This is a genomic window from Variovorax boronicumulans (assembly GCF_019352895.1).
Lineage (GTDB): Bacteria > Pseudomonadota > Gammaproteobacteria > Burkholderiales > Burkholderiaceae_C > Variovorax > Variovorax boronicumulans_A.
In genome coordinates this window covers 386400-402708 of the sequence record NZ_JAAAFX010000007.1, presented here as the reverse complement: position 1 = coordinate 402708, position 16309 = coordinate 386400, and the positions used below count along the sequence as shown (strand labels likewise).

General features: G+C 69.5%; 17 protein-coding genes and 1 riboswitch. Of the genes, 7 read left to right on the top strand and 10 right to left on the bottom strand.

Annotation, left to right across the window (positions count from 1 at the left end):
• Position 1 precedes the first annotated feature (1 nt).
• From K0H49_RS16865 to K0H49_RS16855, 3 genes are all read left to right on the top strand, one after another.
• Positions 2–721, top strand: a complete 720-nt coding sequence (locus tag K0H49_RS16865) for a 16S rRNA (uracil(1498)-N(3))-methyltransferase (RefSeq protein ID WP_219214823.1) — start codon at positions 2–4, stop codon at positions 719–721.
• Positions 718–2097, top strand: a complete 1380-nt coding sequence (locus K0H49_RS16860) for a M20/M25/M40 family metallo-hydrolase (RefSeq protein ID WP_219214820.1) — start codon at positions 718–720, stop codon at positions 2095–2097. Before K0H49_RS16865 ends, K0H49_RS16860 begins: the two co-directional genes overlap by 4 nt.
• Positions 2098–2210: 113 nt before the next feature.
• On the top strand, positions 2211–2645 hold the full coding sequence (locus tag K0H49_RS16855) for a YidB family protein (RefSeq protein WP_183028552.1): 435 nt from the start codon (positions 2211–2213) through the stop codon (positions 2643–2645).
• A gap of 54 nt (positions 2646–2699) precedes the next feature.
• Here the strand turns inward: K0H49_RS16855 and K0H49_RS16850 are convergent, their stop codons facing one another.
• Entirely contained in the window at positions 2700–4205 is a 1506-nt protein-coding gene (locus K0H49_RS16850; protein WP_219214817.1) for a M20 family metallopeptidase, read from the bottom strand.
• A 107-nt stretch (positions 4206–4312) separates the two neighbouring features.
• On the opposite strand from K0H49_RS16850, the gene K0H49_RS16845 reads away from it, so the two are divergent.
• Entirely contained in the window at positions 4313–5128 is an 816-nt protein-coding gene (locus K0H49_RS16845; protein ID WP_219214815.1) for a DUF72 domain-containing protein, read from the top strand.
• Positions 5129–5140: 12 nt separating this feature from the next.
• Here K0H49_RS16845 and K0H49_RS16840 read toward each other — a convergent pair whose 3' ends face one another.
• The gene (locus K0H49_RS16840) at positions 5141–5665 is read right to left on the bottom strand and encodes a bactofilin family protein (RefSeq protein ID WP_219214812.1); all 525 of its coding nucleotides are present in this window, start codon (positions 5663–5665) and stop codon (positions 5141–5143) included.
• Positions 5666–5852: 187 nt separating this feature from the next.
• On the opposite strand from K0H49_RS16840, the gene K0H49_RS16835 reads away from it, so the two are divergent.
• Positions 5853–6767 (top strand): ion transporter, encoded by a 915-nt coding sequence (locus K0H49_RS16835; protein WP_219214809.1) that lies wholly within the window; start codon positions 5853–5855, stop codon positions 6765–6767.
• Positions 6768–6779: 12 nt separating this feature from the next.
• Here the strand turns inward: K0H49_RS16835 and K0H49_RS16830 are convergent, their stop codons facing one another.
• The 4 genes from K0H49_RS16830 to K0H49_RS16815 all read right to left on the bottom strand — a co-directional run bounded on the left by K0H49_RS16830 (position 6780) and on the right by K0H49_RS16815 (position 10124).
• Positions 6780–7367 (bottom strand): IMPACT family protein, encoded by a 588-nt coding sequence (locus K0H49_RS16830; protein WP_219214808.1) that lies wholly within the window; start codon positions 7365–7367, stop codon positions 6780–6782.
• Between the two features lie 4 nt (positions 7368–7371).
• Positions 7372–7956: a methionine biosynthesis protein MetW gene (gene metW / locus K0H49_RS16825; protein ID WP_219214806.1), complete on the bottom strand. Its 585-nt coding sequence runs from the start codon at positions 7954–7956 to the stop codon at positions 7372–7374.
• Positions 7953–9119, bottom strand: a complete 1167-nt coding sequence (metX, locus tag K0H49_RS16820; RefSeq protein ID WP_219214803.1) for a homoserine O-succinyltransferase MetX — start codon at positions 9117–9119, stop codon at positions 7953–7955. Before metX ends, metW begins: the two co-directional genes overlap by 4 nt.
• A 441-nt stretch (positions 9120–9560) precedes the next feature.
• On the bottom strand, positions 9561–10124 hold the full coding sequence (locus K0H49_RS16815; RefSeq protein WP_219214801.1) for a TMEM165/GDT1 family protein: 564 nt from the start codon (positions 10122–10124) through the stop codon (positions 9561–9563).
• A gap of 10 nt (positions 10125–10134) precedes the next feature.
• Positions 10135–10315, bottom strand: a riboswitch (yybP-ykoY riboswitch).
• 248 nt (positions 10316–10563) lie between these two features.
• Between K0H49_RS16815 and K0H49_RS16810 the strand changes: the two genes are divergently transcribed.
• On the top strand, positions 10564–11130 hold the full coding sequence (locus K0H49_RS16810; RefSeq protein ID WP_219214799.1) for an RNA recognition motif domain-containing protein: 567 nt from the start codon (positions 10564–10566) through the stop codon (positions 11128–11130).
• Positions 11131–11215: 85 nt separating this feature from the next.
• On the opposite strand, the gene K0H49_RS16805 is transcribed toward K0H49_RS16810, so the two are convergent.
• From K0H49_RS16805 to K0H49_RS16790, 4 genes are read right to left on the bottom strand one after another with little or no spacing between them, the layout of a single operon-like run.
• Positions 11216–11995 (bottom strand): SDR family oxidoreductase, encoded by a 780-nt coding sequence (locus tag K0H49_RS16805; protein WP_219214796.1) that lies wholly within the window; start codon positions 11993–11995, stop codon positions 11216–11218.
• Between the two features lie 8 nt (positions 11996–12003).
• Positions 12004–12645 (bottom strand): LPS export ABC transporter periplasmic protein LptC, encoded by a 642-nt coding sequence (gene lptC / locus K0H49_RS16800; protein WP_219214794.1) that lies wholly within the window; start codon positions 12643–12645, stop codon positions 12004–12006.
• Entirely contained in the window at positions 12642–13193 is a 552-nt protein-coding gene (locus K0H49_RS16795; RefSeq protein WP_219214792.1) for a KdsC family phosphatase, read from the bottom strand. Before K0H49_RS16795 ends, lptC begins: the two co-directional genes overlap by 4 nt.
• Positions 13193–14194, bottom strand: coding sequence for a KpsF/GutQ family sugar-phosphate isomerase (locus K0H49_RS16790; protein ID WP_219214790.1), 1002 nt, complete (start codon positions 14192–14194; stop codon positions 13193–13195). Before K0H49_RS16790 ends, K0H49_RS16795 begins: the two co-directional genes overlap by 1 nt.
• A 106-nt stretch (positions 14195–14300) precedes the next feature.
• Here K0H49_RS16790 and K0H49_RS16785 point away from each other — a divergent pair, with 106 nt between their 5' ends.
• The gene (locus tag K0H49_RS16785; RefSeq protein ID WP_219214787.1) at positions 14301–16286 is read left to right on the top strand and encodes a monovalent cation:proton antiporter-2 (CPA2) family protein; all 1986 of its coding nucleotides are present in this window, start codon (positions 14301–14303) and stop codon (positions 16284–16286) included.
• The last annotated feature ends 23 nt before the right edge of the window (positions 16287–16309 follow it).

The following is a 16309-nucleotide window of genomic DNA, read 5'->3' as shown; positions in this document are numbered from 1 at the left end:
GGTGGCGCGCTTCCACTGTGCCGTGGCGCTGGGCGCCGGCACCACGCTCTCGCTGCCGCCCGGTGCGGCGCGCCACGTGCAGGTGCTGCGGCTGCAGCCCGGCGACGCGCTCACGCTGTTCGACGGCCGGGGCGGCGAGTACGCGGCCACGGTCGAGCGCATGGGCCGCAGCGAGGTCACGGTGAACGTCGGCGCGCACGATCCGGTCGAACGCGAGGCCGTCACCGCGGTGCATCTCGCGCCGGGCATGCCGGCCAACGACCGCATGGACTGGCTGGTCGAGAAAGCCACCGAACTCGGCGTCGCGAGCATCCAGCCGCTGGTCACCGCGCACGGCGTGCTGCGGCTGGCGGCCGAGCGCGCCGAGAAGAAGCGCGCGCACTGGGAAGCGATCGCGATCGCGGCCTGCGAGCAGTGCGGCCGCAACCGCGTGCCCGTGATCCATCCGGTGCGCAGCTTCGCCGACTGGGTCGCGGCCGCCGACGACGGCGCGCAGCGCGCCGTGCTCAGCCTGGTGCCCGGCACCCGGCCGCTGGCCGAACTCGCGCACGAACACGCGGCTGCGGCCTGGCGCATCCTGAGCGGGCCCGAGGGCGGCCTGAGCAGCACCGAGGAAACGCGCGCGCTGGACAGCGGCTTCCTTCCCGCCCGGCTCGGGCCGCGCGTGCTGCGCGCCGAGACCGCCGCGCTGGCCGCACTGACGCTCCTGGGCGGCGCATGAGCGGCGCGCTGCGAAGCGGGTCGTTTCGCAGCAAGTGCCGGGCCGCCGGGGCCGCGTCGATCTGGCTCGCGGGGCTCTGCGTCGCCGCCGCGGCGCAGGGGCAGTACCTGCATTCCCGCAGCGCCGTGCCGGCCCCCGTGCGGCCCGAGGTCGACCGCGCCTACGTCCAGCTGATGGCCTCGCCAACGGTGCAGCGGCTGCTCGACGCGGTGCGCGACGACCATGCGCGCGCGGGCGTCGACCTGCGGCGGCTCACCGAGATCGAGGCGCCGCCCTTCAAGGAGCAGGCGCGCGCCGAAGCCTTCCTGGCGCGCCTCAAGGCGCTGGGCCTGAGCGACGCCCGTATCGATGCCGAGGGCAATGTGCTGGGCCTGCGCAAGGGCCGCGGCAACGGGCCCACGCTGCTGGTCTCGGCCCACCTCGACACGGTGTTCCCGGCCGGCACCGATGTCACGGTGAAGGAGCGCGACGGCCGGCTCTACGCGCCCGGCATCTCGGACAACACGCGCGGCCTCGCGGTGCTGCTGTCATGGCTGCGCGTGCTCAACGAAGAGCAGGTGCAGACCGAGGGCGACCTGCTGTTCGCGGCCAATGTCGGCGAGGAAGAGCTCGGCAACCTGCGCGGCATGAAGCACATCTTCGCCGAGCACCCGGAGATCGACGGCCTGGTGGCGCTCGAGCCCGCGCCCGAGGGCAGCGTGCTGATCTTCGGCACCGCGAGCCGACGCTACGAAGTCACCTTCGAGGGGCCGGGCGGCCACAGCTTCGGCGCCTTCGGCCGCGTGCCCAGCGCGATCCACGGCATGGGCCGCGCGATCGCCAAGATCGCCGACCTCAAGACGCCGCGCTTTCCGCGCACCACCTTCACCGTGGGCACGGTCAGCGGCGGCACCTCGGTCAACACCATCGCCGCGCAGGCCCGCATGGCGATCGACATCCGTTCCGATGCGAACGGGCCGCTGCTGGCCACCGAGAAGAAGATCTTCGCGGCCATCGATGCCGCGGTGCGCGAGGAGAACCACCGCTGGGGCGTGGACACGCTGCGCGCCTCAAGCCGCCTGATCGGCGACCGGCCGGGCGGCCGCACCCCCTCGGACACGCCGATCGTCGAGGCCGCGGTGCGCGCCAACACCGCCTTCGGCCGCCGCACCGTGTTCCGCGGCGGCAGCACCGACGCCAACGTGCCGATGTCGCTGGGCATTCCGGCCATCGTGGTGGGCGGCGGCGGGCTGACCGGCGGCTTCCACGCGCTGGACGAATGGATCGACCTGCACGAGGCCTGGCGCGGGGCGCAGAACTCGCTGCTCACGGTGCTGGGCCTGGTCGGCGTGCAGGGCGTGAGCGCCCCCCTGCTGGCCAAACGCCTGCCGCCGTGAAGGAATTTCGCACGGGAACGCCGATCGCCTGACTACGATCTGTTTCATTCTGCGCAGCGGCCAAGCACAATCGCTGCGGTACTGTCACACAACAGAAACTTCAAGGAAAAACCATGGGATTGCTCGACTCGGTACTCGGTCAGGTGCTCGGCGGCGCGGCGCAGAAGTCCGGCGGACTCGGCGATGCGGGCGGGCTGGCCGACGCCCTCGGCGGGCTGCTGGCCAACAACGGACAGCAGGGCGGGCTGGGAGGCCTGGTCTCGAAGTTCGAGCAGGCCGGGCTGGGCGACGTGATCGGCTCATGGATCGGCAAGGGCGACAACGCGCCGGTGTCGGGCGGGCAGCTGAACCAGGTGCTCGGCGGCGACGTGGTCTCGGCCATCGCCGGCAAGCTGGGCATCAACGCCGCCATGCTGCTGCCGATGCTGGCCACGATGCTGCCCTCGCTGATCGACCAGCTCACGCCGCACGGCAAGATTCCCGACGAGGGACTCAACACCAACGAAGACCTGCTGTCTTCGCTGAGTGGTCTGCTGCAGAAACGCTGAGACGCATCTGCGGCTTCGGTACGGCGCCCCTTTGGGGGCGCTTTTTTTTTGGCCTCAGGCGGGCTCGGCCTGCGCCGCCTTGTGCGCCACCGGCAGCGCCGCGATCACCTCGGCCACCGCGGCCGTGAGCTTCTTGGCGTAGGGCACGTGCAGGAACTCGTTGGGGCCGTGGGCGTTGCTCTTGGGGCCGAGCACGCCGCAGACCATCATCTGCGCGGTCGGGAAGCCCGCGCTCAGCATGTTCATCAGCGGGATCGTGCCGCCCTGGCCGATGTAGCCGCAGGGCGCGCCGAAATGTGCGCGCGAGGCGGTGTGCAGCGCCTGCTCGAACCAGGGCGTGATTTCGGGCGCGTTCCAGCCGGTGGCGCCGCCGCCGCCGTCGAAGGTGACCTTGGCCTGGTAGGGCGCGTTGTCTTCCAGCAGGGCCTTGAGCTCCTGCACCGCCTTGTCGGCATCCACCAGCGGCGGCAGCCGCAGCGAGAGCTTGAAGGCGGTGTAGGGCCGCAGCACGTTGCCCGCGTCCTTGGGCGCGGGGAAGCCCTCGGCGCCGACCACCGACAGCGCGGGCCGCCAGGTGCGGTTGAGCAGCGCCTCGACCGGGTCGCTGGTGGTGGGCAGCGTGAAGGTGCTCGAACCGCCGCAGTCGGCATGGGCCCAGGGGAAGCGCTTGAACAGTTCGTCGCCGAGGATGGCGGCCGTGGCCTGGGCCTGCGCCAGGCGGTCGGGCGGCACTTCGCAATGGAAGCTGGCCGGCAGCAGGCGGCCGGTGGCGCTGTCCTCGAGCCGGTCGAGCACCTGCCGCATGATGCGGAAGCTCGAGGGCACCAGGCCCGAGGCGTCGCCCGAGTGGATGCCTTCGGTCAGCACCTCGACCTTGAGCGTGCCGCCCGCCAGGCCGCGCAGCGAGGTCGTGAGCCAGAGCTGGTCGTAGTTGCCGGCGCCGGAGTCCAGGCAGATCACCAGTTCGACCTCGCCGAGCCGGGGCCGGAGGGCGTTGACGTAGGGCAGCAGGTCGTAGGAGCCGCTTTCCTCGCAGGTCTCGATTAGGCCGACGATGCGCGGGTGCGCGGCGCCCTGGCTCTTGAGCGCCTGCAGCGCCGCCACGCTGGCATAGACCGCGTAGCCGTCGTCGGCGCCGCCGCGGCCGTAGAGCAGGCCGTTCTCGTACTTGGGCGTCCAGGGGCCGAGGTCGTTGCGCCAGCCGGTGAACTCGGGCTGCTTGTCGAGGTGGCCGTACATCAGCACGGTTTCCTTCATGTCGGTGCCGCTGGCCGGCACTTCGAAGAACAGCACCGGCGTGCGGCCTTCGAGGCGCACGATCTCGAGCTTCAGGCCCTCGATCTTCTGTGCCTCGACCCAGGTCGCGGCATTGCGCAGCACGGTCTCCAGGTAGCCGTTGGCCGACCAGTCCTTGTCGAAGCCCGGCGACTTGGACGGGATGGCGATGTAGTCGGTGAGCTGACGCAGGATGTCGGTGTCCCATTTCGCCGAGACTTCGGACAGGGCACGGTCGGCGTCGAGCAGGCCAGCGGGCATTTCACGGTGCAGGGGGGCGTTCATCGGGGGTCTCCGCGCAAAGGGATCGTCGGGGGAAAAAAGCATTTTGCACCTGCGGCCCCGCCGCGTAGAGTGCGCAGTCCCAAACCCGACAAGCCGGAAGGAACGCGATGAGCAGCAGCAAGGTGACGCCCGGCATCCGCGTGGGCATCGGTGGGTGGACCTTCGAACCCTGGCGCGACAACTTCTACCCGTCCGACCTGCCGCAGAAGCAGGAGCTGCACTACGCGAGCCGGCAGGTCACGGCCATCGAGGTCAACGGCACCTACTACAGCACGATGAAGCCCGAGAGCTTCCGCAAGTGGCACGACGAGACGCCCGAGGACTTCGTGTTCTCGCTCAAGGCCTCGCGCTTCGCCACCAACCGCAAGCTGCTGGCCGGCGCGGGCGAATCGATCGCGCGCTTCGTCGAGAGCGGCGTCGCCGAATTGAAAGACAAGCTGGGCCCGATCGTCTGGCAGTTCATGCCGACCAAGGTGTTCGACGCCGAGGACTTCGCGGCCTTCCTCGCGCTGCTGCCGAAGAAGGAGGGCAGCCGCGCGCTGCGCCACGTGATGGACGTGCGGCACGAGAGCTTCATGACGCCCGACTACCTGGCGCTGGCACGCCGGCACGGCGTAGCCACGGTGTTCACCGACTCGCCGAAGTTTCCGTCCTTCGCCAACCTCACGGCCGACTTCGCCTATGCGCGGCTCATGAACAGCGACGCCAAGCTCAAGAGCGGCTATGCGCCCAAGGCGCTCGCGGCCTGGGCCGACCATGCGCAGCACTGGGCCGAGGGCGGTACGCCGGCCGGGCTGCCGCGCGTGGAAGGCGTCGACGACGTGGCGGCGAAGACGCGCGAGGTGTTCGTCTTCTTCATCAACGGCGCCAAAGAAAAAGCACCCGCCGCGGCGGGTGCCTTGCTGACGAAACTGCGGGGCTGAGCCCGCATCGCATCAAGCCGACTGCAGGCCGGACTTCTTGCTTTCGCTGGTGCCGAAGCTGATCTCGCCCGACAGCTGGCCGCCTTCCTCGATCACGATCTTGCCGTAGCGGATCTTGCCCGTGACCTTGCCGGTCGAGTGGATCACCAGCTTCTCGCGCACCGTGAGGTTGCCGTCGAACACGCCGCGGATCTCCGCGATGTCGATCTCGGCCGAGCCCTTGAACTCGCCCTGCTCGGAAATCTGGATCACGCGCGAGTCCATGGTGGCCTCGACCATGCCTTCGACCACTAGCGTGTCGCAGTCGGTGATCTCCACGCCCTTGAGCTTGATGTTCGGGCCGACGGTGAGCTTGCTGCCGCCTTCCTTGACCGCGGGTGCCGCGGCGGCGGCGCTGGATGCGCCGGTGGTGAGGGAAGAAGGATTGACGGGTGTACCTGCGAGGTTGGTGCCGGCGCCGACGAGCGGTGCGGGACGGGAATTGAAGTTGTCGGTGTCGCGGTCACGCTTGCCGAAGAAGGGGGACTGTGAAGCCAAGACTTACTCCTCTGGGAAACGGCCTATCGTAAGAAGCATGTGGACGCTGGTGGCACTTCTTTGAGAAAGATTGGTAACGAATCCATTCCCAGCCACCCGCATGCGAACTTTCGATCGGCATGGTGCGCCCGCACTGCGCCATAGGCGCAGCAGCCACAATGCCTGCGATTCCATCAAACACCAAGCCATGTCCTCAAAGCCCTTGCCCAGCGGCGGCACAACGCGCGCGTCCTTCAGCGACGAGGTGCGCTTCGGCAAGCCCACGCATGGCTGGCGCCTGCGGCTCTACTCGGTGATCTTCGAATCGGAGACCCGCGCCGGCCGTGCCTTCGACTTGCTGCTGATCGCGGTCATCCTGTTCAGCGTGCTGGTGGTGATGCTCGACAGCGTGCAGCCGATCCGCGCGCGCTGGGGCGAGGTGTTCGGCGCCTTCGAGTGGGTCTTCACCGTCGTCTTCACGCTCGAGTACATCGCGCGGCTCGCCTGCCTGGGCCGGCCGCTGCGCTATGCGCGCAGCTTCTATGGCGTGGTCGACCTGCTGGCGCTGCTGCCCACCTACCTCGCGATCCTGGTGCCCGGACTGTCGGTGCTGATCGACGTGCGCATCCTGCGGCTGCTGCGCGTGTTCCGGATCTTCAAGATGTCGCGCTATGCGGCCGAGTACCGCGCGCTGGCCACCGCGCTGGCAGCCAGCCGGCGCAAGATCATGGTCTTCGTCGGCTTCGTCTTCATGGTGGTGCTGGTGCTGGGCACACTGATGTACGTGGTCGAAGGGCCGCAGCACGGCTTCACCAGCATCCCGGTGGCGATCTACTGGGCCATCTCGACCATGACCACGGTGGGCTTCGGCGACCTGGTGCCCAAGACCGACATCGGCCGCGCGATCGCCTCGCTGATGATGCTGCTGGGCTGGGGCGTGCTGGCGGTGCCCACGGGCATCGTGTCGGCGGAGATGGTGCGGCACGGGCGCGATGCGGCGCCCGAGGGCCTCATCGGCCGCGGCCTCCTCGGCGACATGACGACGCGCTGCACCGGCTGCGGCACCGAAGGCCACGCGGCCGATGCGCGTTTCTGCCGCCGCTGCGGCACGTCGCTCGGCTGAAGCGCTCGCGCCTCAGACCGCGCGCCAGTCCGCGCGCCCCTGCGTGAGATCGTCGATGCGCCGCACCAGCGCGTCGGCCTCGGACTCGACCACGCTGAACTGCAGCGCGACCAGCGTGCCGTGCGCAACCTCGCCCAGCGTGGCGCCGGCCGCCGCCAGTTCGCGCCGCAGCGCGCCCTCCATTGCATAGGGCACGGCGCAGCAGCACACGCGCAGCCGTTGCAGCGGCAGCTTGGCGGCGCCCAGCAGCGCCTGCGCCACGGCATCGGTGTAGGCCCGCACCAGGCCGCCCGCGCCCAGCTTCACGCCGCCGAAGTAGCGCACCACGGTGGCCAGCACGCCTTCGAGTTCCTGGTGGCGCAGCACCTCGAGCATGGGGCGGCCGGCGGTGCCGCCGGGTTCGCCGTCGTCGTTGGCGGCCGACTGGCCGCCGGCCATCAGTGCCCAGCAGACATGGGCCGCGCCGGGATGCTGCGCGCGCAGCGCGGCCACGACCTGCAGCGCGGCCTCGCGGTCGGCGACGGGCTGCACGCAGCCGATGAAGCGGCTCTTCTTGATCGAGAGCTCGCTGTGCACCGCACCGGCCAGCGTCTGCGCCACGGCCTCAGGCGCGTTCGAACTTGAAGACGGCCGTGCTGGCGCGCGCGTTCGGCAGCCAGCGCACCTCGCGGTCCTGCTGCACGCCGAAGGCGTCGAGCACCCGCAGTTGGTTCTTCTGCGCCAGCACCTCGAAGTCCTTGAAGGTGCCGACCCGGATGTTGGGCGTGTCGTACCACTGGTAGGGCAGCCGGCGCGTGACCGGCATGCGGCCGCGCACGATGCTCAGGCGGTTGGGCCAGTGCGCGAAGTTGGGGAAGGCCACGATGCCGATGCGGCCCACGCGCGCCGTCTCGCGCAGCATGACCTCGGCATTGCGCAGGTGCTGCAGCGTGTCGATCTGCAGCACCACGTCGAAGGTGGCGTCGTCGAACATCGCCAGGCCTTCGTCGAGGTTGAGCTGGATCACGTCGACGCCGCGGCGGATGCACTGCAGCACGTTGCCGTCGGCGATCTCCACGCCGTAGCCAGTGCAGCCGCGCTCGCGCTGCAGCAGGTCGAGCAGCGCGCCGTCGCCGCAGCCGAGGTCGAGCACGCGCGCGCCTTCGGGCACCAGGCGGGCGATCAGGCGTTGGGTGTCGAGGTCGCTCATGCTGCGGCTCCGGCGAGTTCGGCGGCAACCCGCTCGAAGTAGGAGCGGACTACGCCCATGTAGCGCACGTCGTCGAGCAGGAAGGCATCGTGCCCGTGCGGCGCGTCGATCTCGGCGTAGCTCACGCTGCGGCGGTTGTCGAGCAGCGCCTTGACCAGTTCGCGGCTGCGCTGGGGCGAGAAGCGCCAGTCGGTGGTGAAGCTGACCAGCAGGAACTTGGCGCTGGCCCGCGCGAAGGCCCGGGTCAGGTCGCCGCCGTGTTCGCGCGCCGGATCGAAATAGTCGAGCGCGCGTGTGATCAGCAGGTAGGTGTTGGCGTCGAAGTACTCGCTGAACTTGTCGCCCTGGTAGCGCAGGTAGCTCTCGATCTGGAACTCGACCTCCTGCGTCGAGTAGCGGTAGGTGGTGCCGGCCAGCTCGCCCTCCACCGCGCTGCGGAGTTCGCGACCGAACTTGGCGTTCATCACGTCGTCGCTGAGGTAGGTGATGTGGCCGATCATGCGGGCGATGCGCAGGCCGCGCTTGGGGATCACGCCGTGTTCGTAGAAATGGCCGCCGTGGAAGTCGGGGTCGGTCACGATCGCGCGCCGCGCCACTTCGTTGAACGCGATGTTCTCGGCCGTGAGGTTGGGCGCGCTCGCCACCACCACCGCGTTGCGCACCCGGTCCGGGTACTGCAGCGTCCACGACAGCGCCTGCATGCCGCCCAGGCTGCCGCCCATCACGGCGGCCAGCGTCCGGATGCCCAGCGCATCAAGCAGGCCGGCCTGCGCGTCGACCCAGTCCTCGACCGTGACCACCGGGAAGTCGGCGCCGTAGACGCGGCCGGTGGCGGGGTCGGTGTGCATCGGGCCGGTCGAGCCGAAGCAGGAGCCGAGGTTGTTGACGCCGATGACGAAGAAGCGGTCGGTGTCGAGCGGCTTGCCCGGGCCGATCATGTTGTCCCACCAGCCCTCGGACTTGGGCTGGCCGGCGTACACGCCCGCCAGGTGGTGCGAGGCGTTGAGCGCATGGCACACCAGCACCGCATTGCTGCGGTCGGCGTTGAGCGTGCCGTAGGTCTCGTAGGCCAGCATGTAGTCGCCGAGCGACGCACCGCTGCGCAGGGGCAGCGGCCCCGGGAAGGACATCGACTGGGAAACGGCTTCGAGGGAGGAAGACATGGACAAAGAAAAACCCGGCCTCGCCAAAAAACGAGCCGGGGTCGGCCACGGTCTTTAGCTGAATTTGTTAAGCGCCCGCAAGCTGTAGCAAATCGGCGCAGGGTCAGTATATCGCCCCGAGGGCTCGCGCGCTTCGTGTCGCTTCGCCTTCCCCCTTCCGGGGGCAACACCGGCGGCCCGGCAAAGCCGGTTCCGCGGTAGGACTTGGCTCCCCCCCGAGGGCTCGCGCACTTCGTGTCGCTTCGCCTTCCCCCTTCCGGGGGCAACACCGGCGGCCCGGCAAAGCCGGTTCCGCGGTAGGACTTGGCTCCCCCCCGAGGGCTCGCGCACTGCGTGTCGCTTCGCCTTCCCCCTTCCGGGGGCAACACCGGCGGCCCGGCAAAGCCGGTTCCGCGGTGTTTTTGGAAAAGAGAAGAGTGTGGGGCGAAGGGTACGGAGGTGCTACCAGCCCACGATCATGACGATGCCCAGCACCAGGAAGATCGCGGCCGAGAGGCCGTGGACCAGCTTGATGGGCACGCGCCGCATGATGCGTTCGCCGAGGAAGACCACGGGCGCGTTGGCCAGCATCATGCCGAGGGTGGTGCCGGCGACCACGCCGAAGTAGTCGTGCACGAAGCGCGCCGCGAGCATCACGGTCGCGATCTGGGTCTTGTCGCCCATCTCGGCCAGGAAGAAGGCCACGACGGTGGTGCCGAACACGCCGAAGTGGGAGCGCACGCCGGTGTCCTCCTCGTCGAGCTTGTCGGGGATCAGCATCCAGGCCGCCATCGCGATGAAGGAGGCGCCCAGCAGCCAGCGCAAGGTGGTCGGGCCGAGCCATTGCGTGACGAAGGCGCCGACCGCGCCCGCGAGCGCATGGTTGACGATGGTGGCGGTGAAGATGCCCAGCACGATGGGCCAGGGCTTGCGGAAACGCGCCGCGAGGACGAGGGCCAGAAGTTGGGTCTTGTCGCCCATTTCCGCCAGGGCAACGATGCCGGTGGCGACGAGAAAAGCTTCCATGATGAACGTGGGTTCCTTGGGCCGAAGGACGCAATTGACCATGCAGCGCCTTCGGCCAAATTCCGAAGCTGCATGGTCAAAGGTCTCGCCAAGTTCTCACCGTTTGCGCCATGTCCCGTGTGGGGCAGGACAAGTCTGTTGACGCAAACCCTTCTCGCGATGGAAGGCGGCTACTCCCCAATGACACGCAAATTGTAAATGCCCGCCAGAGCTGATTTGTGAGCGAGCGCTAGCTTCTTATAAATTTGCACGGGGCTTGTGTTCACGCGCAAATCCTGTTTTCAATCCGGATATTTCACCCATAATGCACGAGCCTCCCTTTAAATTTCCCAGGGCGGCAACTGGGTGATCGGACAGTTTCGCGCGGCTCGGAATGCTCTCCGGGCTGGTGCTTTCGGGACTCCATCGCTTTCATTGATGTGTTTATAGGAGTCCCTCAATGGGCAACAAACTGTACGTCGGCAACCTGCCATATTCCGTGCGCGATGGCGATCTCGAGCAGGCCTTCGGCCAGTTCGGCGCGGTCACCAGCGCCAAGGTCATGATGGAACGCGACACCGGCCGCTCGAAGGGCTTCGGCTTCGTCGAGATGGGCAGCGATGCCGAGGCGCAAGCCGCCATCAACGGCATGAACGGCCAGCCCCTGGGCGGCCGCAGCGTCGTGGTCAACGAAGCGCGCCCGATGGAAGCCCGCCCGCCCCGTAGCGGCGGCGGCGGTGGCTACGGTGGTGGCGGCGGCGGTTACGGCGGCGGCGGCAGCGGTGGTGGGGGATACGGCGGCGGTGGCGGCGGCTACGGTGGTGGCGGCGGCGGACGCAGCGGCGGTGGTGGTGGCGGCTACGGCGGCGGTGGTGGTCGCAGCGGTGGCGGCGGCGGTGGTGGTGACGGCGGCTTTCGCAGCCCCTATGGCGCCGGCCCGCGCGGCGGCGGTGGCCGCAGCGGTGGTGGCGGCGGTTACGGCGGCGGCGGTGGTGGCTACGGTGGCGGCGGCAACGGCGGCTATTGAGCCCACTCTCTCATTCCAGCAAAAAAGCTCCCTCGGGAGCTTTTTTCATGTCCGGCCCGCCTCGGTGGCGCCAACCTGAAACGGGCTATTCGCCCTTGCGCCGCTTCCGGCCCCGCCCCTGGACGGCGCGGTCGAACAGCGCATTCGGCGCCAGCCGCATCAGCTTGGCGAGCACCCCCATCTGCCAGGGAATGACGCGGTAGCTGCTGCCCGCCTCGATGGTGCGGAAGGCGCGCTCGGCGAAGTCCTCGGGCTGCATCAGGAAGGGCATGCCGTAACGGTTGCCCTGGGTCAATGGCGTGTCGATGTAGCCCGGGCAGACGGTGACCACCTTGACGCCGCTCGCGCGCATTTCACCGCGCAGGCTTTCGCAGTACGCGACCACGCCGGCCTTGCTCGCGCAATAGGCGCCGTGGCCGGGCAGTCCGCGGATCGCGGCCACGCTGCCGATGCCGACCAGCCGGCCGCTGCCGCGCGCCGCCATCGCGGCGACGAAGGGGTGGAAGGTGGCGGCCAGGCCGACGTTGTTGACGGCGAAGGTCTGGGCCAGCACGTCGAGATCGGCCCGGTCGGCGGTGTCGATGCCCACGCTGATGCCCGCATTGGCGATCACCACGTCGGGCAGGCCCTGGCGTTCGATGCAGCGCGCACCGACAGCGGCGATCGCATCGATCTGCGCCACGTCGGCGCCGTAGATCTCGCAGCGATCGGAGGCAATCCCGCGGGCCGCGGCCCAGGCCTCGATCTCCGCGGTGCGGCGCGCCACCAGCGCCAGCCGATAGCCGGCCTCGTAGAAGCGGGCCGCCAGCGCCTGGCCGATGCCGCTCGAGGCGCCGGTGATGAAGACGAGCGGGGTCGCGGTCATGGCGGTCCTCAGCGGGCCTGCCGCAGCGCGGCGGGCGAGGGCATCAACTGGCCGCGCACGCGCCCCTGCAGGTTGGCGACGCCGCTGAGGTTGTCGTAGTCCAGCGTGTCCGCCGTGAAGCGGTCCGTGCCGCGGGTCAGGGTGACGGGCTTGTTGGAGGTGACGCGCTCGGTGTCGAGGTAGGCGTGCAGGAACTCGCCGCGGAACTCGAGGCGCGGCACGACGCGCCCGCTGTTGCCGGTGGCGGCTTCGCGCACCACCACGGCATTGCCGAACAGCTGGATCTCCGAACCATCGCCGTTGGACAGGCCACGGTTGGCGGTGGCCTGGGTGACCAGCCCCTCCGGCGAGATCGCACGCATGCGCACCTGGTCGACTTCCATCGTGTCGTTGTCCGGATAGTGCCGGCCTTCCTTGCCAAACAGTTCGCTGCGCAGGTCCCCGCTGGGCAGGAAGTTCTTCACCACGAAACCGCGCATGAAGTAGTCGGGATCGTGCGTGGGCGCCTCCTTGACGGTGGGCTCCAGCAGCTTGGGCGCGTTGCGCACCAGCCAGTAGGTGCCCAGCGCGAGCAGGGCGGTGAGGATGACGGGCAGGTAGATCGTGACGCGATCGAGCGCGTCGCGCAGCAGCAGGCGCGGGGCCTTCATGCGGCCGCCCCCAGGACGGCATCGAGCAGCCGGCGGTAGTGACCGCCCGCGGTCAGCAACAGGTCGCAGAACTCGCGCGCCGCACCTTCGCCACCACGCGCGGTGGTCACGTGGTGGACGCGGGCGCGCACTTCGGCGTGTGCATTGGGCGGCGCGGCCGCGAAGCCGACGCGGCCGAGCACCGGCAGGTCGGGCCAGTCGTCGCCGATGGCGGCGGCCTGCGCCCAGGAGAAGCCGAGCTGCGCCAGCATCGCCTCGGCTGCCGGCAGCTTGTCCTCGGTACCGTAGCGCACATGCACGATGCCCAGCGCCTCGAGCCGCACGCGCAGCGGCTTGGAGTCGCGCCCGGTGATCACCGCAGGCTCGATGCCGGCCTTGCGCAGCAGCTTGAGGCCGTAGCCGTCGAGGATGCTGAAGCGCTTGAGCGTCTCGCCGTCCTCGCTGAAGAAGACGCCGCCGTCGGTCAGCACGCCGTCGATGTCGAAGAAGGCGATGCGCACGTCCTGTGCGGCCAGCAGGGTCTCGGGCGTGAAGCGGGCCGTCGTCATCAGATGACCTTGGCGCGCATCAGGTCGTTGATGCTCAGGGCACCGACCAGCACGTTCTGCGCGTCCACCACCAGCACGCTGGTGATGCGGTGCTGCTCCATGAGTTCGGCGGCCTCGACGCCCAGCGCCTCGGCGCGGATGGTGCGCGGGGCGCGGTGCATCACGTCGGCCGCGCTGAGCGAGCGCAGATCGGCGCCGGTCTCGATCAGCCGGCGCAGGTCGCCGTCGGTGAAGATGCCCTGCACGCGGCCGTCGGCATCGACCACCGCGGCGGCGCCCAGGCCCTTGGAACTCATCTCGCGCATCAGCTCGCTGAAGCCCGCGGTGGGTGCGATGCGCGGCACCTGGTCGTCGGCGCGCATCAGGTCGCTGACCAGCGTGAGCAGCTTGCGGCCCAGCGCACCGCCCGGGTGCGAACGCGCGAAGTCCTCGGCGCCGAAACCGCGCGCATCGAGCAGCGCCACGGCGAGCGCGTCGCCCATGGCCATCTGCGCGGTGGTGCTGGCGGTGGGCGCGAGGTTGAGCGGGCAGGCCTCCTTCTCGACGCTGCTGTCGAGCACCAGGTCGGCATGGCGCGCGAGCATCGACCCGGCGCCGCCGGTGATGGCGATCAGCGGCACGCCCTGGCGCTTGACGACCGGCAGGATGGCGGCGAGCTCGTCGCTCTCGCCGCTGTTGGAGATCGCGAGCACCAGGTCTACCGCCTTGATCATGCCCAGGTCGCCGTGGCTCGCCTCGGCCGGGTGCACGAACATCGCGGGCGTGCCGGTCGACGCCAGCGTGGCGGCGATCTTGCGGCCCACGTGGCCGCTCTTGCCCATGCCCATCACCACGACCCGGCCGCGCACGGCCAGGATCTTGTGCACGGCCTCGACGAAGCTGGGGCCGATGCGCGACTTCAGGCCCAGCACGGCGGCGGCTTCGATCTCGAAGGTGGTACGTGCCCGCGCCAACAGCGTCTCGGGGTCGGCCGCGAAGGCCTGGGGGGGGCGGGTGCTCATTGCCCGGATTTTATCGGTCGGACGCCCCGCGGCCCGCGCCGCGCCGCCGCATGGCCTTGCGAAGCCCCGGACGCGCCGTGTGCATGGCCCTTGCTAGCATCGGGTGATGTCCTCCCTCGATCTCACGCTGTTGTACCTGCTGGCCGCAGTGATCGGGGTGGTGATCTGCCGTTCGCTCAAGCTGCCGCCGATGCTGGGCTACCTGACGGCCGGCGTGCTGATCGGCCCGCACGCCTTCGCGCTGGCGCAGAACAACGAGGGCATCCGGCACCTGGGCGAGTTCGGCGTGGTGTTCCTGATGTTCGTGATCGGGCTCGAATTCAGCCTGCCCAAGCTGCGTGCGATGCGCAAGCATGTGTTCGGGCTCGGGCTGATGCAGGTGGTGCTTACCATGAGCCTGGCCACCGTCGCCGCGCTGCTGCTCGCGCGCCTGCTGCCGCCGGCCTGGCAGCTGGGCTGGCAGACCGCGCTGGCGCTGTCGGGCGCGCTCACCATGAGCAGCACCGCCATCGTGGTGAAACTGATGGCCGAGCGGCTCGAACTCGAGAGCGAGCACGGCAAGCGCGTGATGGGCGTGCTGCTGTTCCAGGACCTGGCCGTGGTGCCGCTGCTGGTGCTGATCCCGGCGCTGGGCGCGCCGCCCGAGGCGCTGTTCAAGGCGCTGTCGATCGCCATGGCCAAGGCGGTGTTCCTGGTCGGCATCCTGCTCTACGGCGGCCCGCGCGTGATGCGCTGGTGGCTCACGCTGGTGGCGCGCCGACGCAGCGAGGAGCTGTTCATGCTCAACCTGCTGCTGATCACGCTGGGCCTGGCCTGGCTGACCGAGCTCGCGGGCCTGAGCCTGGCGCTGGGCGCCTTCATCGCCGGCATGCTGGTGTCGGAGACCGAATACAAGCACCAAGTGGAAACCGACATCCGGCCCTTCCACGACGTGCTGCTGGGCCTGTTCTTCATCACCATCGGCATGTCGCTCGACTGGCACATCGTGATCGAGCGCTGGCTGCTGGTGGCGGTGCTGCTGGTGCTGCCGCTGGCCTTCAAGCTGGGGCTGGTCACGCTGCTGGCGCGCGGCCTGGGCGCGACCACCGGCGTGTCGCTGCGCACCGGCCTCTACCTGGCGCAGGCCGGCGAATTCGGCTTCGTGCTGCTGACGCTGGCCCAGGACCGCAGCCTGCTGCCGGCCTGGCTGGCCAACCCGGTGCTGGCCTCGATGGTGCTGTCGATGCTGGCCACGCCCTTCATCATCCTCTACAGCAACGCCATCGTGCGCAAGCTGGTGGCCAGCGACTGGATGCAGCAGTCGCTGCAGATGACCAGCATCGCGCGCAAGACCATCAACACCGCGCAGCACGTGATCATCTGCGGCTACGGCCGCTGCGGCCAGAACCTGGCGCGCATCCTCGAGCGCGAGGGCATCCCCTACATGGCGCTGGACCTCGACCCGGACCGCGTGCGCCAGGCCGCGGCCGCCGGCGACTCGGTGGTGTTCGGCGACGCGGCGCGGCTGCAGGCGCTGATGGCCGCCGGCCTGGCGCGCGCCAGCGCGGTGGTCGTGACCTACCTCGACGTGCCGGGCGCGCTCAAGGTGCTGGCCAACACCCGCACCCATGCGCCCCAGGTGCCGGTGGTGGTGCGTACACAGGACGACCTCGACCTGGAGAAACTGCAGGCCGCCGGCGCCACCGAGGTGGTGCCCGAGGCCATCGAGGGCTCGCTGATGCTGGCCAGCCATGCACTGGCGCTGGTCGGCGTGCCGATGCGGCGCGTGATCCGCGTGGTGCAGGACCAGCGCGATGCGCGCTACAACCTGCTGCGCGGCTACTTCCACGGCGCCGACGACGACAAGGCCGACGAACTCGACCACGCACGGCTCAACAGCTTCACGCTGAGCACCGGCGCGCGCGCCATCGGCCAGACGGTGGGGCAGGTGGCATTGCAGGCGGTGGGCGTGCGCATCGTCGGCATCCGGCGCCGCAACGGCGCGGCGGCACCGGCCGTGGACGACACCGTGCTGGGCGACGCCGACACGCTGGTGCTGTCCGGCAAGCCGGACGCGCTGGCGGTCGCGATCGACAAGCTGCAGAAGGGCTGAGCCTTCGCGGCCGGCCCGGTCGC